Raw genomic sequence first — 23327 nt, forward strand, 5'->3', positions numbered from 1 at the left:
CGTTCGATGAGACCGAAGCAGCAGCGCGGGGAAGCCACGGTCGAGCAGGTACTGGAGGCAGCGCTGCGGATATACGCCTCCGAGGGTGAGGCCGGCCTCACCGTCGGCGCGATCACCAAGGCCAGCGGGGTCAGTTCCGGCAGCGTCTACCACCACTTCGGCAACCTGCACGGCGTGATCGCCACGCTCGCGCTGCGGTCGGTGGGCCAGCTCCTGGACGCGCTGACCACCGCCCTGGAGCAGGCGACCGACGCCCGCTCCGGCGTCCGGGCCGTCGTCCGGACCTACCTCGACTTCGCGCAGGCCCATCCGGAAGCGGCCCGGCTCATGCACTCCGTCACCGCGGACCACGAGCTCATGACCCGCACCGGGCAGATCCGTGAGTCCCAGGAGGCCCGGCTGACGCCGATCGCCCTCTGGATCCACGCCCACACGAAGTCCGGCGAACTCGCCGATCTCCCCACCCCCGTGATCGAGGCCCTCGTCCTCGGACCGGTCGTCGCCGTCGTCCGCCGCTGGCTCACCGTCGGTGACATCGATCTGGCGGAGGCCGGCCGCACTCTTCCCGACCAGATCTGGCGCGCCGTCAGCAACGTCCGTACCGGCTCGCCCGATACGGGCCCTTCCTGACCGGGCGGAACAGATCCGGACGGAACAGGACCCGGGTGGAACAGGGCCGGGCGGAGCGGAACCGGGCGGCCGTCCCGCCGGTCCGACCACCGCGGTCCGGACGCCGCCCGCATGACGGCTACCGGCATCGGGCCACACGTTCCGCGGCCAGACACGTGCGGACCATCGTCACCCGTACCGTCGGGCCGCCTATGCCGCACTTGATGACGTAGAAGAGGAAGAGATTGGTCGAGGTCACGGCCAGCGCGTACACATAGACGTCGTGCAGTATCCCCAGGTACAGGAAGGTGCCGATGGTGAGCACGGCGGTGGCGTAGAACAGCGAGGTCGGCACCCACTGGGTGAGCGCGGCGAAGCCGGTGATCTTGCCGTCGTCGCCCGGGACCGTACTGAGGCCGAGCCGACGTGAGCGGGTGACGACGGCACGGACGTAGGCGAGGACCAGGAAGTTCGCCAGCCAGGTCAGACACTGTCCGATCGCCGAGTTGAGGGGCCACCAGCGCGGTTCGACCAGGGTGATCGCCAGGACGAGCATGCAGGGCACGACGGCCATCACCCGCATGACCGCCTCGGTCGCCAGGGCCAGCCGGGTCAGCCCGCCCGCCCGCCATCCGATGGTGAGCGGGGTGAGGCCGGAGAACAGCGTCTGGTAGTACTTCGGTGCCGCGATGGCGTAGGAGAGCCCGACCATCCGGGCCGGGAGGTTGGCCCGCCAGTCCGGCAGCCGGTAGTCGTCACGCCGCCACGAGTCCACGATCGGGAGCCCGTCGGTGCCGCCGTCGACGTGCTGCACCAGTTCCACCAGCTTGTTGCCCCAGTCGAGGCCGAGATCGCGCAGCAGCCAGGTGATGACGATGGCGTTCGTCACCGCCCAGATCAGCGCGGACACCATCGCCCAGAGGAGCAGCCAGCGGGCGAAGGGGCGGCGGTGCGCGTCGGGCCGGGCACTCTGCCGCCGGTGCATCCGCCACAGCCGCCACTCCCGGCCCGGGTCCCCGGACAGGGGACGCAGCAGGCCGGGCAGCGCCCGCCAGCCGGTCTCGGTCCGCAGCTCGGACTCGCCGTTCTCGGCGGCCTGCACCGTCTCCAGTTCGGTGAGGAACGCGGTCTTCAACTCTTCGTAGGAGAAGGAGGGTTCCGTCTCCGTGCCGAAGACGATCAGTCGGCGTGCCGGGTCGGCTTCGATCAGGTCCTCGATGAAGCGGGCCAGTTGCACGGCGCGCATGTAGAAGATGTCCGGGATCACGCCGTCGGTGTCGGCACGTCCGGTGCCGAAGAGGATCAGCAGTCGGCCCAGCGAGTAGAGGTCGGCGCGGGCGATGTCGCTGTCGCCCGCCCTGACCTCGGGGGCGATGTAGGAGGACTCGACGCCGGGTGTGCCGGTGATGGTGTGGGTGTAGAGGTAGTTGCGGCCGAGGTCGACGAGTCTGAACGCGCCGTCGACGTCGGACACGATGATGTTGGACGGCGAGAGGTCGGCGTGCACGCCCGTGAGACGGCCGCTCGCAGTGGCCTCCCGCGCGACGCGTTGCAGGTCCGCCAGCGCGTCGAGGAGCAGCACCCCGTTCACCCGGAGCCGGTCGAGCCGGAGCCGGAGCGCCTGGCCCGCCGCTCCGGACGCATCCGGGTCGTCGTCCTCCCGGAGGTGTTCGGCGAGCGTCCTGCCCTCGATGAAGTCCATCAGGATCCAGCTGTCGAAGCTGGCCCAGACCCGCACCAGGTGCCGTGAGCCGGTATCGGCGGTGCCGTACGTCTCGGCGTACTCGCGGGTGGCGCGGGTGAGAGTCGGGATCCTGGTGAACGGGTACAGGATGAGCTTCAGGGCAAACTCCGGGCGGGTCCCGTGCACCGCTCCCGCCGCGGTGCCGCGCAGGATCAGCGAGGTGCTGCCGTGCCGGTGGAAGGCGAGCCGCCCGCGTATCGCGTCCCATTCGCGCTCGGCGGGTCCGGGGGCGGCGTCCGCGCGACGGCGTCCGGGGCGTGGCCGCGGGTGGTGGATCTCGGCGATGGTGTCGGCGACCGCCGCCTCGGTGACGAGTACGCCGCAGACGGCACCGCAGTCGTGGGTCAGCGCCCGTCCGCCGCCGGGACCGGGGCCGGGCGGCGGCTGCGGGAGCGAGCGCTGGGCCTCGGACTCGGCCAGGCCGAGCAGGGTCAGCAGGTACAGGCCGACGAAACCGAACAGCGCGGCGTGGCCGGCCCGGTGCCGTTCGCTCCGCTCGCGGTGTCCGAGGCACCAGGCCGTCAGGACGCTGATGGTGTCCTGGCGCCCGCCGGGCCCGAACCGGTCGTCGAAGGAACGCTCGTCCAGCGGGACGTCCTGGAGCAGCAGCCGCCACGAGGCGAGGCGGCGGGTCCGCGCGCGGGCGGTCTCCGGTGTCCCGTCGGGGGGCAGTTGCAGCAGGTCCAGCAACCGGGCCAGGTCCCGGTCGCTATGGCTCCTCAGCTCGCGCAGTGCCGCGACCAGCAGGTCCGGGGTCGCGCCTCGGTTCTCCATTCTCGGTGTCCACCACCATCAGTCTCGGCATGGTGCGGATGCCTCCGCGACGGATCAGTTCGACGGACCGGCGCTCGGTGGCGCAGAAGGCGATCCCGTACGCCGCGCGGGCGCCGTCGAGGAGTCGCCGTTGGTTCAGCTCGTGGCGCTTGATCTCCGGCATCCAGGGCAGCGGAGCCAGATCGAGGACGTACGGCGCGTCGGCCGCCGGGTCCGTGCGCATCCGGCGCAGCCGTTCCTGGTCCCGGCGCTTCTGCCGGATCGCCGCCAGGTAGCCGCGGCCGAGCCCGGTGCGCATGCGCTCCAGGTGCAGGCCGGTGAGGCGGTGCGCGAGGGTGAGTCCGCTGCTCGCCGCCCGCATCGGGCGGGTGCTGAGGGAGAGGACGTGCGTGCAGCCGTCGTCGACCGCGAGCCGGAAGGGCAGGGCGGTGAGCACCCCGCCGTCGACGGCGCGCCTCCCGTCCGGTGTCGGGACCGTGCCGGGCAGGGCGACGGGCAGCCAGGCGGAGGCCCGCAACGTGTCCTTGAGATCCCTGCGTCCGGCGAAGTCCCGCAGCACGACGGTCCGCAGGGCGTCGACGTCGGTGACCGGCACGGCCAGTGGTATCGGCGAGCGGATGACCGCCTCGTAGTCGAGCGGCTTGACCCGCTCCATGACGCGGTCGAAGGAGTACGACAGGTCGAGGATGGGCTTGCGCCGCAACGCCCTTGAGAAGTCGACGAACTGCTTGGTCGTCAGGTCGTCGTAGTAGATCGAGAGCGGATACCAGGTCTCCCCGGCCAGGAAGTAGGCCGCGTTGATGCCTCCGGAGGAGCAGCCGTAGACGACGTCGAAGGCGTTCTTGTAGCCGTAGTCCTCCAGTTGGGACAGCATCGCCGCGGAGACGACTCCCCGCATGCCGCCGCCCTCCACGGCGAGCGCCACGCGCGCCCCGTCCTCGCGCCGACCCGGCAGGCTCCCCGAGGCACGTCGGGCGCGCAGGATCTCCAGGACGGGATGGTCCGGGTCCCAGTACCCGGCCCCGCTTCCGGCATCAGGCACCCTCATGGCACCACCCCCGCTGGAACATGCCCGGGTTCTCCCGCCACGACACGTCACGGGCGGGGCCAGGCGCACACCCTGCCGGACGACGATGCGAAAGGCCGTGCGCACGGACACCAGATCGCCGACCCGTACGCCGCGTCAGCGTACGGGTACACGCAGTGGACTCACATGCTGACTTTCCGTAACGATGTCGGCGCCGGATGCGAGCGCCGGGACGACATGAAGTCCCCCTTGCTCGGACGGAGTTACGGGCCAAGGGAAGGCAGGTACCAGTCGTGACGGACAGTGCGGAGGCAGGCAGTACGACCGCGGGCACCACGGAACCGGGCAGTACGGCCGCAGGCTTCGCGGAGCCGGGCAGTACGGCCACCGGCAGCACGGTCGCGGGCAGTACGACGGCGGGCATCGGGGTCGCGGGCAGCGGATTCACCAACGACCAACCCGCCTGCGGTGGCGAACCTGAGGCGTCGGACAGCCTCAAGGCGTTCGGCGCGGTCGTCAAGGCGTTCCGCAAGCGGGCGCGGCTGACACAGGAAGAGTTCGCCCCGCGGGTCCGGTACTCGGTACCCACGGTCGCCTCCATCGAGCAGGGCCGCCGGTTCCCCTCGCTCGAATTCGTGGAGCGGGCGGAGGAGGTCCTGGACGCGTTCGGCGCGCTGCGGGGAGCGGCGCGGCATCTGACGCGGCGGCCGGGCATCGCGAACTGGTTCCGGCGGTGGGCGGGTGTCGAGGCGGAAGCGGTGAGCCTGTACACGTACGAGTGCCGCGTGGTGCCGGGCCTGTTGCAGACGGAGGCGTACACGCGGGCGGTGTCGCTCAGCGTGCCGCCGTTGCCGGACGAGGAGGAACTGAACGCGCGCATCGCGGCACGACTGGACCGCCAAGAACTGCTGTCCACGCGCCGTAAGCCGCCGACGGCGTTCAGCTTCATCGTGGAACAGGCGGTGCTGGAACGGCACACGGGCGGGGAGGACGTGACGCGAGGCCAGTTCGACCACTTGTTGGACGTGATCGAACGGCACTGGAACGTCGAGTTCCAACTGATGCCGCTGCGGCGGCCGATGCACGCGGGGCTGGACGGGCCGATGCGACTTGCGGAGACACCTGAGCACCGGTGGTTCGGGTATTCGGAGGGGCAGGAAAACGGGCGACTCATCACCGACACGAAGGAGATCAGCCGCCTTCACCGGCGTTATGCTTCACTGCGCTCACAGGCCCTGACCCCCGAGGATTCCCTCAGCCTGTTGAAGCGAATGCGAGGAGCGCTATGAGCACGTCCGAACTGACCTGGTTCAAGAGCAGCTACAGCGGCTCCCAAGGTGACGACTGCGTCGAGGTGGCGCTGTCCGGCCGCCCCCAGGAAGCAACCGCGGCCGTCCACGTACGGGACTCGAAGCTGGACCGTAGCCCCCGACTCACCGTCACCCCCGAGGCATGGTGCGACTTCCTGCCGTACGCGACGCACGGCTGAGCCACTCCCTCCGTACGAACACGAGAAGCGCCACGCTCTCGTGCCCCGGGCCCGCCACCGCACACCGCGGCGGTGGCGGGGCCGACCGGAACGCCGGTGCCTCGCCGCTTCCCGCACGATCCAACGGCGCCCGTCCACCCCGGCCGACGAAAGCCCGCGCCGGGCCCTGCGTCCGAGTCGCCCAGGTCGCCCGAAACCTTCGAAATCCGTTTCCGGGCGCGGTGATCGATCCGTAGGGTGCGCGCCGTGGACACCACCTACCGGCGCCTCGCCGCCTCCGACACCGCCCACCTGGCCGACTTCCTGATCAACGAGTCGTGGCCGTTTCACGGGCCGACGGTGCTCGACCATGACACCGTCCGACAGCGGGTCCACGAGGGCTTCTACGACGGTGACGACAACCGCACCTTCTGGATCACCGAAGGCGGTGAAAGAGCCGGTCTTATCCGGCTGTTCGACCTCTCCGACGTACCCCACGGAGGCACGCCGCTGTTCGACCTCAGGATCGGCGGAGCCCACCGGGGACGGGGTCTGGGTGGACAGGCCCTGACCTGGCTGACGCACTACCTGTTCACCGAGTTCCCCGGTCTTCGGCGGATCGAGGGCACCACACGCCAGGACAACCGCGCGATGCGGCGCACGTTTCTGTCCGGCGGGTACGTGAAGGAAGCGCACTACCGCGAGGCCTGGCCCGGCGCACAGGGGCGCGTCCACGATGCGGTCGGATACGCGATCCTGCGCCGCGACTGGCTCTCCGGCGTGACGACGCCGCCGGACTGGAACGACGAGTAGTCTGCGAGGGACCCGTCGAAGCGAATGCGAGGAGTGCTATGAGCACGCCCAAGCCGACCTGGTTCAAGAGCAGTTACAGCGGATCACAGGGCGACAGCTGCGTCGAGGTGGCGATGTCCCGGTCCGCCGCGGCAGCGACCACGGCCGTCCACGTACGGGACTCCAAGCTGAATAGGAGCCCCCGGCTCACCCTCGCCCCCGACACCTGGCGGAGCTTCCTCTCCTACGCCACCCGGGACTGAGAACTCCACAACACGCACGCGACGCCCCGCCCCGCCCCGACGCAGACCGGGGCGGGGCGTCGCGTTTCGCCTCCGCACACGCCCCACCCCCGACCGTCGGGGCTTGAAGTCGCCGCCGCGCGGCTCCGGTCGGTGTACGGGCCCGGGGCCGCGCCGCCCAGCACCGGCACGGCGAAGGGTTTCAGCCACACCCCATACCATCTCGGCCACCGTGAACTCCCGTCGCGTGAGCCGATGTTCGATTACGGCCGTCATGGAGCCGATGCCGTCCCGCGCCATGGATTCAGCCGGTGCGGGCCCCCGTACGCCACCCCGGTGTTGATCGGCGAAACGTCCGCTTAACGAACATGGTCTCTCCGGCAACGAACGAGATCCGGCCAAGTTGTTGACGCGCTCCTGACAGGAACACCCTCCGGCTGACACTCTTCACCCCGTTCTGCGCACTTCTCATTCGCCGGCCGGCTGACACCCACCGGCCGGTACCCCCCTTGCAGAAGGAGTTCGCGTGAGATCCACGCCCAGCCGTCGCGCCACCGCGACCGGTGCTCTGATAGCCGCAGCGGCGCTTCTCGCCGTCGGCGTCCAGGCCGGCACGGCCACCGCCACCCCCGGCAACACGACCGCGGCAGCGGCGACCGCCGGCGCCAAGTTCGGTGCACTGGCAAAGCAGCTCACTCCCTCCCAGCGTGCCGAGCTGATCCGCGAGGCCGACGCGACCAAGGCGGCCACGGCCAAGGAGCTGGGACTCGGCTCCCAGGAGAAGCTCGTCGTCAGGGACGTCGTCCAGGACAACGACGGCACGACGCACACGCGTTACGAGCGCACCTTCGCGGGCCTGCCGGTGCTCGGCGGCGACCTGGTCGTCAAGGAGTCCAAGTCCGGCGCGACCCAGGGCGTCACCAAGGCGTCCAAGGTCACCAGCGGCCAGCTGAAGGCCGTGGACACGAAGGCCGATGTCGCGCCCGCCGTCGCCGAGAAGCAGGCGCTCGGGCTCGCCAAGGCCGAAGGCTCCAAGAAGACCGAGGCCGACCGGGCGCCCCGCAAGGTGGTCTGGATGGCGCAGGGCACGCCGCAGCTCGCCTACGAGACCGTCGTCGGCGGCCTCCAGGAGGACGGCACGCCGAACGAGCTGCACGTCATCACGGACGCCACCACCGGCGCGAAGCTGTACGAGTGGCAGGGTGTCGTCAACGGCGTCGGCAACACGCAGTTCAGCGGCCAGGTCACCCTGGGCACCTCGGGTTCGTACACGCTGACGGACGCGGGCCGCGGCAACCACAAGACGTACAACCTGAACCACGGCAGCTCCGGCACCGGGACGCTGTTCTCGAACACCACGGACGTCTGGGGCAACGGCACCCCGCAGAACGCCGAGACGGCCGGCGCCGACGCGCACTACGGCGCGGCGGAGACCTGGGACTACTACAAGAACGTCCACGGCCGCACCGGCATCCGGGGCGACGGCGTCGGCGCGTACTCCCGCGTCCACTACGGCAACAACTACGTCAACGCGTTCTGGCAGGACAGCTGCTTCTGCATGACGTACGGCGACGGCAGCGGCAACACGAACCCGCTGACCGCCCTCGACGTGGCCGCGCACGAGATGTCGCACGGCGTCACCGCCAACACCGCGGGCCTGATCTACAGCGGCGAGTCCGGTGGCCTCAACGAGGCGACCAGCGACATCTTCGCCACCGCGGTCGAGTTCTACGCCAACAACGCGTCCGACAAGGGCGACTACCTCATCGGCGAGAAGATCGACATCAACGGCGACGGCACCCCGCTGCGCTACATGGACAAGCCGAGCAAGGACGGCGCGTCCAAGGACGCGTGGTACTCGGGCATCGGCAACATCGACGTCCACTACTCCTCGGGTCCGGCGAACCACTTCTTCTACCTGCTCTCCGAGGGCAGCGGAAAGAAGACCATCAACGGCGTCGACTACGACTCGCCGACCTCCGACGGTCTGCCGGTGACCGGCATCGGCATCAACAAGGCCGAGAAGATCTGGTTCAAGGCGCTCAGCACCAAGTTCACCTCCACCACGAACTACGCGGCGGCCCGCACCGGCACCCTCGCCGCCGCCGGTGAGCTGTACGGCACCACCAGCGCCGAGTACAAGGCCGTCGCCGACGCCTGGGCCGCCATCAACGTCGGCTCGCGTCCCGGTGGCGGCGAGCCCAACCCCGGCGGCAAGGTCTTCGAGAACACCGCCTCGGTCGCCATCCCGGACCGCGGCGCGGCCGTCACCACCTCGGTGAACGTCACCGGTATCACGGGCAACGCCCCCAGCACCCTCAAGGTCGGCGTGGACATCACCCACACCTACCGCGGTGACCTGGCCATCGACCTGGTCGCCCCGGACGGCTCGACCTACCGGCTGAAGAACGCCGGTCTCGGCGACTCGGCGGACAACGTCGTGGAGACCTACACGGTCGACGCCTCGTCCGAGGTCGCCAACGGCACCTGGAAGCTCAAGGTCCAGGACATGTACTCGGGCGACAAGGGCACCATCAACGGCTTCAAGCTGACCTTCTGAGACGGCTTCGGGCCGACTCCCCGAGACCCGGGCGACACCCTGTGACGCCCGGACAGCACCCGAACCACGTTCCGGACCTCGGTACGGAACGGCCGCCCGGGAGGAGCACCGCGCTCCTCCCGGGCGGTTCGGCGTCCACGGGGGTACGGGACGGCCCCGGGCTCAGAGCCTGAGGCTCTCAGCGCATGAGCAGGCCCGCGCCGTCCGCCGTGGTCTCCGTCGGCAGCGCCACCAGCCCGAGCTCGGCGCCGGTCGCCAGCCGCGGATGCGCGGGCAGCACCCGCACCGTGCAGCCGTACGGACCGGTGCGGTCGAGCACCAGCGGCCCCTCGTAGAGCCAGCGGCCCTCCAGGTCCTGGCCGCCCGCGGGCTTCAGCGGGAGGACCTGGGCGTCCGAGATCCCGTCGGCGGCGTCCACCCGGCCGGCCACCGCCTGCACCTCCACGTCCTCCGGCTCCAGCTCCCCGAGGGTGACCCTGGCCCGCAGCATCAGCGTCGAGCCCAGCTCGGCCGAGCCCTCCACCGTGTCCGGCACCTCGGCCGCCACGTGGTCGACCGCGACCCGCGGCCAGGCGGTGCGGACCGCCGCCTTCCAGCCGGCGAGACGGCGGGCCGCGCCCCGGTCCATCGCCCGTTGCGCCAGCGCCGCGGGCGCGTACAGCCGCTCCACATACTCCGCGACCATGCGCCCGGCGAGGACCCTGGGGCCGAGGTCGCGCAGCGTGCGCCGGACCATCTCGATCCAGCGGCCCGGGAGCCCCTCGTCGTCCCGGTCGTAGAAACGCGGCGCGATGCGGTCCTCGATCAGCTCGTAGAGCGCGCCCGCCTCCAGGTCGTCGCGGCGGTCCTCGTCCACGGCCAGACCGTCGGCGGTGGGGATCGCCCAGCCGAAGTCCGGCTCGTACCACTCGTCCCACCAGCCGTCGAGGACCGAGAGGTTGAGACAGCCGTTGAGCGCGGCCTTCATTCCGCTGGTGCCGCACGCCTCCAGAGGGCGCAGCGGGTTGTTGAGCCAGATGTCGCACCCCGGATAGAGCTTCTGCGCCAGGGCCATGCCGTAGTCGGGCAGGAAGACGATGCGGTGGCGGACCCGGGGGTCGTCGGAGAACCGCACCAGCTCCCGCACCAGCCGCTTGCCGCCGTCGTCGGCGGGGTGGGCCTTGCCCGCGACGACGATCTGGACCGGGCGCTCCGGATGGGTCAGCAATTCCCTGAGCCGGTCGCGGTCGCGCAGCATGAGGGTCAGCCGCTTGTACGAGGGCACGCGCCGGGCGAAGCCGATCGTGAGCACGTCCGGGTCCAGCACGCCGTCGATCCAGCCGAGTTCGGCCGGTTCCGCGCCCCGGTCGCGCCAGGAGACGCGGAGCCGTTCGCGCACCTCGGTGACCAGCTGGTCACGCAACTCCCGCCGCAGCTCCCAGAGTTCGCCGTCGGGGATGTCGGTAGCACCGTCCCAGGGCCCGGCGGCGCCGTCCCATCGTCCGGGGGACCCGCCGTACCGGCCGCACAGCCGCAGGATCTCGGGGGCGACCCAGGTGGGTGCGTGGACTCCGTTGGTCACCGAGGCGATCGGCACCTCCTCGGCGTCGAAGCCCGGCCACAGCCCGGCGAACATCTCACGGCTGACCCGTCCGTGGAGGGTGGAGACGCCGTTGGCGCGCTGGGCGAGGCGCAGCCCCATCACCGCCATGTTGAAGACGCGCGGCTCGCCGCCGGGGTAGGTCTCCGTGCCCAGGTCCAGGACGTCTTCGACGTCCACGCCAGGGAGTTCGCCCTCGTCGCCGAAGTGCCGGGCGACGAGTTCGCGGTCGAAGCGGTCGATCCCGGCCGGCACGGGCGTGTGGGTGGTGAAGACCGTTCCGGCCCGTACGAACTCCACCGCGGCGTCGAAGTCCAGCCCCGAGTCGGCGAGTTCACGGATGCGTTCGAGGCCAAGGAATCCGGCGTGCCCCTCGTTGGTGTGGAACACCTCGGGCGCCGGGTGGTCGGTGAGGCGGCAGTACGTGCGCACCGCCCGTACCCCGCCGATGCCGAGCAGCATCTCCTGGAGCAGCCGGTGCTCGCTGCCGCCCCCGTACAGCCGGTCGGTCACCTCGCGTTCGCCGGGCGCGTTCTCCTCCACCTCGGAGTCCAGCATCAGCAGCGGTACGCGTCCGACCCGGGCCTGCCAGATGTGGGCGTGCAGCGAGCGGCCGCCGGGCAGCGCGAGCACCACCCGGCTGGGGCTTCCGTCGGCCTCGCGGAGCTGGGTGAGGGGCAGCTCGTCCGGGTCGAGCACGGGGTAGTGCTCCTGCTGCCAGCCGTCGCGGGACAGGCTCTGGCGGAAGTAGCCGTGCCGGTAGAGCAGACCGACGGCGACGAGCGGGACACCCAGGTCGCTGGCGGCCTTGAGGTGGTCCCCGGCGAGGATGCCGAGCCCGCCGGAGTACTGGGGCAGGGCGGCGGTGACGCCGAACTCGGGCGAGAAGTAGGCGACGGCGGCCGGGAGTTCCACGCCCCGGCCGAGCTGTTCCTGGTACCACCTGGGCCCGTCCAGATAGTTCCGCAGATCCGCGGACGCCTCGGCCAGCCGCTGCAGGAACTGTTCGTCCGCCGCCAGCTCGGCGAGCCGTGCGGCCGACACGGCGCCGAGCAGCCGCACGGGGTCGCACTCCGCCGTCCGCCGGATCTCCGGGTCGACGGCCTGGAAGAGTTCACGGGTCTCGGTGTGCCAGGACCAGCGCAGGTTGTGGGCGAGGTCGCTGAGCGGTCGAAGGGGGTCGGGGAGGACGGGACGCACGGTGAATCGACGAATGGCCTTCACACGTTCCACCTATACAGGGGACGCGCCGTTCCCGGCGGACGCACCACGGCGTACGCGGCTCCGTCACCCTCGGGGATTCCCAGCCGCCCACAGAATTTCCCGGCGATGCGCGGACATGTCCTTCGGCCCCGAATGGACGAATACGGACCCAACACCTTCCACACCCCATGAATTCCGCCCGAATGCACTACAAAAACGGGGTGCAGCAGGCCGTTTCGCGCGCGCTCGGCGCTTCCGCACCCGGCCGTTCGAGTGCCATTTGAGTGAATGCGAAAGAAGCGGCCCTGCCCACACACCGTCAGCCGCCGACCGAGCGGCCGGAAGCGGCTAGAAAGGACGGACCCCCGTCGGTCGCGGTGGGCGCATTCGGCCCTCCGCGACACCGGCGCGCCCTGCTCGGCCCGAGCCCTGTCCCCAGAGGTTTCCATGATCGGTCGCATTCCCGTCCTCGACGTCGGCCCCCTCGTCGACTGCGGCAGAAGGCCAGCCAAGGCGGTCACCGGCGAGACCTTCCAGGTCACCGCGACCGTCTTCGGGGAGGGCCACGGTGCCGTCGCGGCGAACGTGGTCCTGCTGGACCCGAACGGGCGGACCGGGCCCTGGACGCCGATGCGCGAACTCGCCCCCGGCACCGACCGGTGGGGCGCCGACGTCGCCCCGGACGCCGAGGGGCGCTGGACGTACGCGGTCGAGGCGTGGAGCGACCCGGTCACCACCTGGCGGCACGAGGCCGGCATCAAGATCCCGGCGGGGATCGACACCGCGCTCGTCCTGGCGGAGGGCGCCGAGCTGCACGAACGGGCCGCCGTGGGCGTGCCCAAGCGGGACGGGCGCGAGGCCGTGCTGGCCGCGGCCGACGCGCTGCGCGACGCGTCCCGCCCGGCCGCCGCCCGGCTGGCCGCGGCGCTGGCGCCCGAGGTACGGGCCGCGCTCGACCGCCATCCGCTGCGCGAGCTGGTCACCGGGTCCGCCCCGCTGCCGCTGCTGGTCGAGCGCCGAAGGGCCTTGTTCGGCTCCTGGTACGAACTGTTCCCCCGCTCGGAGGGCGCCACCGTCGAGCCGGCAGCGGCGGCCGGGGCGGTCGCGGTGTCCGAGCCGGCCGGACGTTCCGGGCGGCCGGGACAGGCCGGACCGGACCGGACCACGACGGCCGCGCCGCCGCGGATCGTCAGCGGCACCTTCCGTACCGCCGCCGAGCGGCTGCCCGCGGTCGCCGCCATGGGGTTCGACGTGGTCTACCTTCCGCCCGTCCACCCCATCGGCACCACTCATCGCAAGGGCCCCAACAACTCCCTCTCCGCCGCACCGCACGACGTCGGCGTGCCGTGGGCGATCGGATCGGCCGAGGGCGGTCACGACGCCGTCCACCCGGATCTCGGCACCCTCGACGACTTCGACCATTTCGTCGCGACGGCGCGCAAGCTGCGCATGGAGATCGCGCTGGACTTCGCGCTCCAGTGCTCCCCCGACCACCCCTGGGTCCAGGAGCACCCCGACTGGTTCCGGCACCGCGCCGACGGTTCGATCGCCTACGCCGAGAATCCGCCGAAGAAATACCAGGACATCTATCCGATCGCCTTCGACAAGGACATGCGCGGCCTGGTCGAGGAAACGGTTCGCATTCTCCGTTTCTGGATGGACCACGGAGTGCGGATCTTCCGGGTCGACAATCCGCACACCAAACCGGTGGTCTTCTGGGAGAAGGTGATCGCCGAGATCAACGGGACCGATCCGGATGTGATCTTCCTGGCCGAGGCATTCACCCGTCCCGCGATGATGCGGACGCTGGCCGCCATCGGTTTCCAGCAGTCCTACACGTATTTCACCTGGCGCGACAGCAAGAAGGAGATCACCGAGTACATCACGGAACTGGCGGGCGAGACCGCCGCGTTCATGCGGCCCAATTTCTTCGTGAACACCCCGGACATCCTGCCGGGCCATCTCCAGGACGGGGGCCGCCCGGCCTTCGAGGCACGGGCCGTGCTCGCCGCGACGCTGGCGCCCTCCTGGGGCGTGTACGCGGGCTACGAGCTGTGCGAGAACACGCCGGTGCGCCCGGGCAGCGAGGAATACCTCGACTCGGAGAAGTACCAGATCCGGATCAGGGACTGGGAGGGGGCGGCGCGCGAGGGCCGCACGCTGGCCCCGCTCATCACCCGTCTCAACCGCATCAGGCGGTGTCACCCGGCTCTCCAGCAATTGCGCGATGTGCACTTCCACGCCGCCGACAACGACGCGGTGATCGCGTACAGCAAGCGCTCGGGGCAGGACACCGTACTGGTGGTCGTCAACCTCGACCCGCACCACACCCAGGAGGCCACGGTCTCGTTGGACATGTCGCGACTCGGCCTCGACCGGCACGAGAGCGTGCCGGTGCGCGACGAGCTCACCGGCGACACCTATCACTGGGGCAGGACCTTCTATGTGCGCCTGGAGCCGGGCGTCACGCCCGCGCACATCGTGGGCCTGCGACCGTCCCCGTCTACCGGAGGGTCACCCACACCATGATCGTCAATGAGCCCGTCCCCGACACGTTCGAGGACACCCCCGCCAAGGACCGCGATCCCGACTGGTTCAAGCGTGCCGTCTTCTACGAGGTACTGGTCCGTTCCTTCCAGGACTCCAACGGCGACGGCATCGGCGACCTCAAGGGCATCACCGCCAAGCTGGACTACCTCCAGTGGCTGGGCGTCGACTGCCTCTGGCTGCCACCCTTCTTCAAGTCGCCGCTGCGCGACGGCGGTTACGACGTCTCCGACTACACCGCCGTGCTGCCGGAGTTCGGCGACCTGGCCGACTTCGTCGAGTTCGTCGACGCCGCGCACCAGCGCGGCATGCGCGTGATCATCGACTTCGTCGTGAACCACACGAGCGATCAGCACGAGTGGTTCCAGCAGTCCCGCACCGACCCGGAGGGGCCGTACGGCGACTACTACGTCTGGGCCGACGACGACAAGCAGTTCCCGGACGCCCGGATCATCTTCGTCGACACGGAGACGTCCAACTGGACGTTCGACCCGGTGCGCAAGCAGTACTACTGGCACCGGTTCTTCTCCCACCAGCCCGACCTCAACTACGAGAACCCGGCGGTGCGGGAGGAGATCCTGGCCGCGCTGCGCTTCTGGCTGGACCTCGGCATCGACGGGTTCCGGCTGGACGCCGTGCCGTACCTCTTCCAGCGCGAGGGCACCAACTGCGAGAACCTCCCGGAGACGCACGACTTCCTCAAGCGGGTGCGCGAGGAGATCGACACGCACTACCCGGACACCGTGCTGCTCGCCGAGGCCAATCAGTGGCCGGAGGACGTCGTCGACTACTTCGGCGACTACCAGCGCGGCGGGGACGAGTGCCACATGGCGTTCCACTTCCCCGTGATGCCGAGGATCTTCATGGCGGTCCGGCGGGAGAGCCGCTACCCGGTCTCCGAAGTCCTGGCGAAGACCCCGGCGATCCCGAGCAACTGCCAGTGGGGCATCTTCCTGCGCAACCACGACGAACTCACCCTCGAAATGGTCACGGACGAGGAACGTGACTACATGTACGCGGAGTACGCCAAGGACCCGCGGATGCGCGCCAACATCGGCATTCGGCGGCGCCTGGCGCCCCTGCTCGACAACGACCGCAACCAGATCGAACTGTTCACCGCGCTGCTGCTGTCCCTGCCGGGCTCCCCGATCCTCTACTACGGGGACGAGATCGGAATGGGCGACAACATCTGGCTGGGCGACCGCGACGCGGTGCGCACCCCGATGCAGTGGACGCCCGACCGCAACGCGGGCTTCTCCTCCAGCGATCCCGGGCGGCTCTACCTCCCCACGATCATGGACCCGGTCTACGGCTACCAGGTCACCAACGTCGAGGCGTCGATGGCCTCCCCGTCGTCGCTGCTGCACTGGACCCGGCGGATGATCGAGATCCGCAAGCAGAACCCCGCCTTCGGGCTCGGCTCGTTCAACGAACTGCCGTCGTCGAACCCGGCGGTGCTCGCCTTCACCCGCGAGCACGGTGACGACCTGGTGCTGTGCGTGAACAACTTCTCGCGGTTCGCGCAGCCCACGGAGCTCGATCTGCGCTCGTACGACGGGCGCCATCCGGTCGAGTTGATCGGCGGGGTGCGCTTCCCCGCCATCGGCTCGCTGCCCTATCTGCTGACGCTGGCGGGGCACGGGTTCTACTGGTTCCGGCTGCGCAAGGACGTCCCGTCCAACTGACGGTACGTCACTTCACGGCAACCGAACGCGGGGCGGTGACCGCCGCCCCGCACGGGGAACGCCCTTCCCCCTCTCTCGCGCCTCTCGCCCATTCGCCGCGTCGAACGCTTCCGGGCCCCTCTTCGAGCCGAGTCCGTACGGACCATCCTGACCCGACACGTCCCGCACAGTCGGACAGCCAATGCCGCAATCCGGAACACTCTTCGCATCCTGTGGTGTGCCCGGGGAAAGGACGCGTTGCCATGTCGGAGGCTGCATCCATCCGGGTCGCCCTGGCCGACAGCACAGCTCTGCTTCCGTCTCTCGTCCCCCTGCTGCACGAATGGCTGCCCCGGCAGCGGTGGTTCGCGGGCAAGGGGCAGCCGATCACCGGATTCTCGCTGGTGTCGGCGACCGAGATGCTGCCGGTGGACGCCCCTACCGTGACCGCCGGATCCGGGGCCGGGCTGCTCCATCTGCTGGTGCGGGCCCATCAGCCTTCGGCGCCCGCGCGATGGCCCGCCGACTGCTACCAACTGCTGCTCGGAGTACGGGCCGCGCTGCCTCCCCCGCTGGCACCCGCGCTCATCGGCCGTCCGGTGAACGGACCGCTCGCGGGCCGCGCGGTCTACGAGGGGCTGCGCGATCCCCGCCTCGCCGCGCTCCTGCTGGAGCGGCTGCGCACCCCCGGCGCGCTGGGCGCCCTGCGCTTCGGCCGGGGCGGCGCACCCGTCGCCGCCGGAACGGCGCCACGCGTGCTGGACACCGAGCAGTCCAACACCTCGCTCGTCTACGGCGACGCCTACATCCTCAAGATCTTCCGCCGGGTGTTCCCGGGCACCAACCCCGATCTGGAACTGCCGCTGGCGCTCGCTCGCGAGGGGTGCGGCCGGGTGCCCGCCCCCGTCGCCTGGTTCGAGTCCGTCGCGCCCGAACCGCTCACCCTCGGCGTTCTCCAGCCGTACCTGCGCGACGCGGAGGACGGCTGGCAGCTCGCCCTGCGCGCCCTCGCCCGGGGCCACGACTTCACCGAAGAGGCGCACGCGCTGGGCCGGGCCACCGCGGAGGTGCACACCGCGCTGGCCGCCGCGCTGCCCACGCCCGTCCTGCGTCCCGCCCAGACCGCGCACCTGGCGGCCGGGATGGTGCGCAGACTGGAGGCCGCGGCGCGCGCGGTGCCCGCGCTCGTGCCGTACGTGCCCGGTCTGCGCGCGGCGTTCGACGCGGTGGCCTCGCTCGGGGACCGGGGCCACGACCGGGCGGCCCAGCGGATCCACGGCGATCTCCATCTCGGCCAGACCCTGCGCGCGGCCGACGGTTTCTGGTCGCTGATCGACTTCGAGGGCGAGCCGGCCAGGCCGCTGGCCGAGCGCCGCCGCCCGCAGCCACCGGTGCGCGACGTCGCCGGCATGCTCCGCTCCTTCGACTACGCGGCCCGTTCGCACCGCCCGTGGAACGCCGAGTGGGCGGCGCGCTGCCGGACCGCGTACTGCGAGGGCTACGCCGAGGCCGCGGGCGTCGACCCGCGCAGCGAACCGGAGCTGCTGCGCGCCCACGAGACCGACAAGGCGGTGTACGAGGTGCTGTACGAGGCACGGCACCGGCCCGACTGGCTGCCGGTCCCGATGGCGGCGATCCACCGTCTGGCCGCCGTCTCCGACTGACGGGCCGCCTGCCCGGCGGCTGCCCGGCATCCGGCCGACATCTGTCCTCCCCGTTCGCTCTCCCCCACCACCCCGCGAAGGAGGCCGTCCCCGTGACCGCCCGTAAGCCGTCCCGCAACACGCCCGTCGACGAAGCGCCCGCCACACTCCCGGCCGCCACCGCACCGGTCACCGCACCGGTCGCCACCGCACCGGCCACTGCCGCACCGTCCGTCGCGGCGGAACCGATGACCACGGCCCCCGTGACCGCGGCGCCGGCCACGACCGCCCCTGCCTCATCCGTCGCGTCCGTCGCATCCGCCTCCTCCGCCGCCCCGGCCCGGCTGAGGAGGCCCGCCGCCGAGCGGGACGGGGCGGGACGGGCCGTCGGGCGGACCGCACCCGCCCGTGCCCGCGTGGAGGGCTCCGGCGGCCACGGGGTCCGCGAGGCGAGCCCTCTCGACGACGGCGACCGGGCCCGGCTGCTCGCCGGGGAGCACCACGACCCGCACGCCCTGCTCGGCGCCCATCCGGTGCGCGGCGGGGTGGTCTTCCGGGCGCTGCGCCCGTTCGCGCGGTCCGTGACCGTACTCGCCAAGGGGCTGCGGGTGCGGCTCCACGACGACGGGGACGGACTCTTCTCCGGGCTGCTGCCGATGCCCTCGCTGCCCGAGTACCGATTGCAGGTGGTCTACGAGGACACCGAGACCGAGGTGCACGACCCGTACCGCTTCCTGCCCGCGCTCGGTGAACTCGATCTGCATCTGATCGGCGAGGGCCGGCACGAGGAGCTGTGGACCGCGCTCGGCGCACACCCCATGGAGCACCAGGGCGTGGCCGGGACCCGGTTCACCGTCTGGGCGCCCGACGCGCGCGGGGTGCGGATGGTCGGGGACTTCAACTTCTGGGACGGCACCGGGTTCCCGATGCGTTCGCTGGGCGCCAGCGGGGTGTGGGAGCTGTTCCTGCCCGGGATCGGCGAGGGCGCCCTGTACAAGTTCGACATCTGCCGCCCCGACGGTTCGCACACCACGCGCGCCGACCCGATGGCGCGCCGCACCGAGGTTCCGCCCGCCACCGCGTCGATCGTGACGGCCACGCACCACGAGTGGCGGGACCAGGAGTGGATGGCGCACCGCGGCGACGTGCCGGTGCACGAGGCGCCGTTCTCCGTCTACGAGGTCCATCTGCCGTCCTGGCGACCAGGTCTGACGTATCGCCAACTGGCCGAGCAACTCCCCCGGTACGTACGCGACCTGGGATTCACGCACGTGGAGCTGATGCCGGTCGCCGAGCATCCCTTCGGCGGGTCCTGGGGCTATCAGGTCACGGGTTTCTACGCGCCGACGTCCCGTCTGGGCACGCCGGACGACTTCCGTCACCTCGTCGACGCGCTGCACCGGGCCGGTATCGGGGTGATCGTGGACTGGGTGCCCGCGCACTTCCCGCGCGACGACTGGGCACTCGCGGAGTTCGACGGCCGCCCGCTGTACGAGCACTCCGACCCGGCGCGGGCCGCGCATCCGGACTGGGGGACGCTGGAGTTCGACTACGGGCGCAAGGAGGTGCGCAACTTCCTGGTCGCGAACGCCACTTACTGGTGCGAGGAGTTCCACGTCGACGGGCTGCGCGTCGACGCGGTCGCCTCGATGCTCTACCTCGACTACTCGCGCGAGGACGGCCAGTGGTCCCCCAACGAGCACGGGGGCAGGGAGAATCCGGACGCCGTCGCCTTCCTCCAGGAGATGAACGCCACCGTCTACCGCCGCAACCCCGGCGTCGTCACCATCGCCGAGGAGTCCACCGCCTGGGACGGCGTCACCCGGGCCACCCACCACGTCGGGCACGGCGGTTACGGCGGGCTGGGCTTCGGGCTGAAGTGGAACATGGGCTGGATGCACGACTCCCTCCAGTACATGACGAAGGAGCCGGTGCACCGCAAGTACCACCACGACGAGATGACCTTCTCGATGGTGTACGCGTACAGCGAGAACTACGTGCTGCCGATCTCGCACGACGAGGTGGTGCACGGCAAGCAGGCGCTGGTGAGCAAGATGCCCGGCGACTGGTGGCAGCGGCGCGCCAACCACCGCGCCTACCTCGGCTTCATGTGGGCCCATCCGGGCAAGCAACTCCTCTTCATGGGGCAGGAGTTCGCGCAGGGTGCGGAATGGTCGCAGGAGCACGGACCGGAGTGGTGGCTGCTCGACCCGACGTACGCGTCGGCGGGCGACCACCGGGGCGTGCGCGACCTGGTCGCCGATCTGAACGCGGTGTACCGCGCCACGCCCGCGCTCTGGCAGTGCGACACCGTGCCGGAGGGCTTCTCCTGGGTGGACGGCGGCGCGGCCGAGGACAACGTCTTCGCCTTCCTGCGCCACGACAGGCACGGTGCGCCGCTGCTCGCCGTCAGCAACTTCTCCCCGGTGGTGCGGCACGACTACCGCATCGGCGTCCCGGACGTGCGCGGCGGCCGGGTGGCGTGGGCGGAGGTGCTCAACACGGACGCGGCGCGGTACGGCGGCGGCGGTGTGTGCCACCCCGGTCCGCTGGAGCCGGAGGCGATCCCGGCCCACGGCAGGAACGCCAGCGTGACGCCGACGCTCCCGCCGCTGGCGACGGTGTGGCTGCGGCCGGTCTGATCGTGGCCGCGTCCGGGGTCAGCCGCAGGTGGTGAACTCGGGTGCGGTCTTCGCCAGGTAGACACTGGCGTGGCCCTGGTCGTCACTGATCAGGGGCACCGTGACGGTGTCGTGCGCCTTCCACGGGTATCCGTTCGCGTCGAAGGTCCAGTCGCCGGTCACCTTCGTGGCCAGCTTCGACAGCGCCACCCAGCCGTACTGCTGCTCCGGGACGGTGATGGTCAGGCTGTTCCCCAGCGTCTCGCTCAGGTTGTACGTCACGCTGCCGGAGATGGTGAGGGAGACGCTCGCCTGGACGGGGCTTGCCGCTCCCGAGCCCACGCCCGAGGTGAAGGACACGCCGAGTGTGCTCGTCCATCCGCTGGTGATGGTCAGCGAGAACGTCCACGGCACCGGCGCACCGGTGCCGTTGTACCAGACGGGCGAGACGCACTCGACGGGCAGCGGCTCGGCGGGGGCCTGGGTCCCCTTCGTCCACGAGCAGGTGGCCGCGTCCTTCTGACAGCGCTTGGAGGCGTACTCCACGGCGGCGTCGAGGGCGGCGCCCGAGGCCGCGGCGGGGATCTTCCACTGCTGCGCGGCGGAGCCGTTGCAGCCGTAGGTCTGGGTCCACGCGTCGTCGTACTGGGCGTTCAGGACGATGTCGACGCACTTGTTGTCACCGGCGTTGCGGATCATGAAGGTGTTGGCGACGCCGGTGACGGGCTGGAAGTACCAGCGCTGGGAGGCGGCCCCGGAACACGGCTGCTGCCTCAGCGGAAGGCCGGTCGCCACGCACTTCCCGGTGAAGTCGTTGGCCAGGGTGAACGACCCGTCGGCCTGCTTGTTGGCGGTCCACTGCTGGTGGTGGCCGGGCGCGGAGTTGGTGACGACGTAGACGCCGTCCCCCGTGTTGCCGTTCTGCACGTCCAGGTTCCGGCCGTTGCCGGCCGCGGTGAACGTCAGCCCGGCGAGGCCGGACGCCTCGGCCGCCCTCGCCGTTCCGGTCTGCGCGGTCAGGCCGAGTACGACGGCCAGCGCGGCCACGAAGGTGGCCAACGCCCTGGGCAAGGCGCGGCTCGCACGCGAATTCATGACGGGTCCCCCTGTGCGATCAATGGATTGCTCGGAGTGATGGCGCCCGTCACGCTAGCGCCGTCCGCCCGCCCGCGAGGGGCGCCTCGGCGACAATGGCCGACACACGAGGTGTCGGCCGGAAGACGCCGATCTCCGGGACCCGGTCGGCTCAGGCCGCCCTCCAGCACGTCCTCCGACTCCTGAAGGACCCGGGAGCACGTACGGGGGCCGTCGCGGACGTGCCCGCGACGGCCCCTCGTCGTTGTGTTCCGGGTGTTCCGGAAGCCCGCTACGCCTTCGCCGTGACGGGCTCCTGGCCACCGGCGCGCGGCTCCGGGACCTCCGCGCCCTCGCCGTCCCGGTTCAGCATCCGCTCGTTCCACGGGAGCGCGCCGGAGAGGACCTGCTCCACCCGCTCCTTGTCGATCTCCTTGGTCCAGGTGCCGACGAGGACGGTGGCCACCGCGTTCCCGGCGAAGTTCGTCAGGGCGCGGGCCTCGCTCATGAAGCGGTCGATGCCGACGATGAGCCCGACGCCGTCGACCAGTCCGGGCCGGTGCGACTGGAGACCGCCCGCGAGGGTGGCCAGTCCCGCGCCGGTGACCCCGGCCGCGCCCTTCGAGGCGACGATCATGAAGAGCAGCAGGGAGACCTGCTCGCCGAAGCTCAGCGGGTCGCCCAGCGCGTTGGCGATGAAGAGCGAGGACATCGTGAGGTAGATCGCGGTGCCGTCGAGGTTGAAGGAGTACCCCGTCGGCACGGTGATGCCGACGACCGGCCGGCTGACCCCCAGGTGCTCCATCTTCGCGATGAGCCGCGGCAGCGCGGACTCGGAGGAGGAGGTGGAGAGGATCAGCAGGAACTCACGGCCCAGGTACTTCAGCAGCGCGATCAGATTGACCCCGGCGACCAGCCGCAGGATCGTGCCGAGCACCACGAAGACGAAGAGCGCGCAGGTGACGTAGAAGCCGATCATGATGATGGCGAGGGACTTCAGCGCGTCGACGCCGGTCTCGCCGACCACGGCCGCCATCGCGCCGAACGCGCCGACCGGGGCCGCCCACATGATCATGGCGAGAATGCGGAAGACCAGGCGCTGGATGTGGCCGATGCCGCGCAGGACCGGTTCGCCCGCCGCTCCCATGGCCTGGAGCGCGAAGCCCGCGAGCAGGGCGACCAGCAGGGTCTGGAGCACCTGGCCCTCGGTGAACGCGGACACGATCGTGGTGGGGATGATGCCGAGCAGGAAGTCCGTGGTCGACTCGCTCGCGCCCGCCGCCTGCTTCTCACCGGCGGCGCGTGCCGCCTCGGTGAGGTGGAGGCCCTGGCCGGGCTCCAGCAGGTTGCCGACGAGCAGACCGATGGCGAGCGCCACCGTCGACATCACCAGGAAATAGCCGAGGGCGAGTCCGCCGACCGCGCCGACCTTGGCGGCCTTGCGCACCGATCCGACGCCCAGCACGATCGTGCAGAAGATGATGGGCGAGATCATCATCTTGATGAGGTTCACGAAGCCGGTGCCGATCGGCTTGAGCTCGACGGCGACGTCCGGGGCCACGAAGCCCACCAGAATGCCGAGAGCCACGGCGGCGATCACGGCCAGATACAGATAGTGCGTACGGTCCCGCTTGGCGGCTGCCACTCCCACGGGGGCTCTCCTCGGCTCGTCCGGGTCACTCCCCCGTCCCTGGGGGCGCAAGGGCTGTCCGGCGGATCGGGGCCGGAAAAACCCTCGGCGAATATCTCGCTCCGTGTGAGGGCGGTCACTGTTACGTGC

15 protein-coding genes are annotated in these 23327 nt (G+C 70.8%); 10 read left to right on the forward strand and 5 right to left on the reverse strand.

Features of this window, described 5'->3' with window-relative positions:
- Positions 1-6 precede the first annotated feature (6 nt).
- The gene (locus AB0E67_RS01440; protein WP_362019437.1) at positions 7-630 is read left to right on the forward strand and encodes a TetR/AcrR family transcriptional regulator; all 624 of its coding nucleotides are present in this window, start codon (positions 7-9) and stop codon (positions 628-630) included.
- Between the two features lie 118 nt (positions 631-748).
- On the opposite strand, the gene AB0E67_RS01445 is transcribed toward AB0E67_RS01440, so the two are convergent.
- Together AB0E67_RS01445 and AB0E67_RS01450 are read right to left on the reverse strand one after the other, a co-directional pair.
- Positions 749-3127, reverse strand: a complete 2379-nt coding sequence (locus tag AB0E67_RS01445) for a hypothetical protein (protein WP_362019440.1) — start codon at positions 3125-3127, stop codon at positions 749-751.
- Entirely contained in the window at positions 3063-4175 is a 1113-nt protein-coding gene (locus AB0E67_RS01450) for a patatin-like phospholipase family protein (RefSeq protein ID WP_362019443.1), read from the reverse strand. Before AB0E67_RS01450 ends, AB0E67_RS01445 begins: the two co-directional genes overlap by 65 nt.
- Before the next feature lie 401 nt (positions 4176-4576).
- Here AB0E67_RS01450 and AB0E67_RS01455 point away from each other — a divergent pair, with 401 nt between their 5' ends.
- The 5 genes from AB0E67_RS01455 (at position 4577) to AB0E67_RS01475 (ending at position 9216) form a co-directional block, all read left to right on the forward strand.
- The gene (locus tag AB0E67_RS01455) at positions 4577-5443 is read left to right on the forward strand and encodes a helix-turn-helix transcriptional regulator (RefSeq protein ID WP_362021364.1); all 867 of its coding nucleotides are present in this window, start codon (positions 4577-4579) and stop codon (positions 5441-5443) included.
- On the forward strand, positions 5440-5643 hold the full coding sequence (locus AB0E67_RS01460) for a DUF397 domain-containing protein (RefSeq protein WP_362019446.1): 204 nt from the start codon (positions 5440-5442) through the stop codon (positions 5641-5643). The genes AB0E67_RS01455 and AB0E67_RS01460 overlap by 4 nt, the downstream gene beginning before the upstream one ends.
- A gap of 246 nt (positions 5644-5889) precedes the next feature.
- Positions 5890-6435: a GNAT family protein gene (locus tag AB0E67_RS01465; RefSeq protein WP_362019449.1), complete on the forward strand. Its 546-nt coding sequence runs from the start codon at positions 5890-5892 to the stop codon at positions 6433-6435.
- Positions 6436-6473: 38 nt separating this feature from the next.
- Positions 6474-6677, forward strand: a complete 204-nt coding sequence (locus tag AB0E67_RS01470) for a DUF397 domain-containing protein (protein WP_362019451.1) — start codon at positions 6474-6476, stop codon at positions 6675-6677.
- A gap of 505 nt (positions 6678-7182) precedes the next feature.
- The gene (locus AB0E67_RS01475; RefSeq protein WP_362019453.1) at positions 7183-9216 is read left to right on the forward strand and encodes a M4 family metallopeptidase; all 2034 of its coding nucleotides are present in this window, start codon (positions 7183-7185) and stop codon (positions 9214-9216) included.
- Positions 9217-9394: 178 nt separating this feature from the next.
- On the opposite strand, the gene glgP is transcribed toward AB0E67_RS01475, so the two are convergent.
- The gene (gene glgP, locus AB0E67_RS01480) at positions 9395-12019 is read right to left on the reverse strand and encodes an alpha-glucan family phosphorylase (protein ID WP_362021367.1); all 2625 of its coding nucleotides are present in this window, start codon (positions 12017-12019) and stop codon (positions 9395-9397) included.
- Positions 12020-12445: 426 nt separating this feature from the next.
- Between glgP and AB0E67_RS01485 the strand changes: the two genes are divergently transcribed.
- The 4 genes from AB0E67_RS01485 (at position 12446) to glgB (ending at position 20494) form a co-directional block, all read left to right on the forward strand.
- Positions 12446-14527, forward strand: a complete 2082-nt coding sequence (locus AB0E67_RS01485) for an alpha-1,4-glucan--maltose-1-phosphate maltosyltransferase (protein WP_362019456.1) — start codon at positions 12446-12448, stop codon at positions 14525-14527.
- Positions 14524-16230, forward strand: a complete 1707-nt coding sequence (gene treS / locus AB0E67_RS01490) for a maltose alpha-D-glucosyltransferase (RefSeq protein WP_362019459.1) — start codon at positions 14524-14526, stop codon at positions 16228-16230. The genes AB0E67_RS01485 and treS overlap by 4 nt, the downstream gene beginning before the upstream one ends.
- Positions 16231-16472: 242 nt before the next feature.
- A complete protein-coding gene (locus tag AB0E67_RS01495; RefSeq protein ID WP_362019462.1) occupies positions 16473-17873 on the forward strand; it encodes a maltokinase in 1401 nt (466 codons plus the stop codon).
- Positions 17874-17965: 92 nt separating this feature from the next.
- Complete coding sequence (gene glgB / locus AB0E67_RS01500; protein ID WP_362019465.1) at positions 17966-20494, forward strand: 1,4-alpha-glucan branching enzyme; 2529 nt, start codon at positions 17966-17968, stop codon at positions 20492-20494.
- Positions 20495-20512: 18 nt separating this feature from the next.
- On the opposite strand, the gene AB0E67_RS01505 is transcribed toward glgB, so the two are convergent.
- A complete protein-coding gene (locus tag AB0E67_RS01505; protein WP_362019468.1) occupies positions 20513-21568 on the reverse strand; it encodes an RICIN domain-containing protein in 1056 nt (351 codons plus the stop codon).
- Positions 21569-21839: 271 nt separating this feature from the next.
- Positions 21840-23198, reverse strand: a complete 1359-nt coding sequence (locus AB0E67_RS01510) for a cation:dicarboxylase symporter family transporter (protein WP_362019471.1) — start codon at positions 23196-23198, stop codon at positions 21840-21842.
- Between the last annotated feature and the right edge of the window lie 129 nt (positions 23199-23327).

The organism is Streptomyces sp. NPDC032161, assembly GCF_040636995.1.
Classification (GTDB): Bacteria; Actinomycetota; Actinomycetes; order Streptomycetales; family Streptomycetaceae; genus Streptomyces.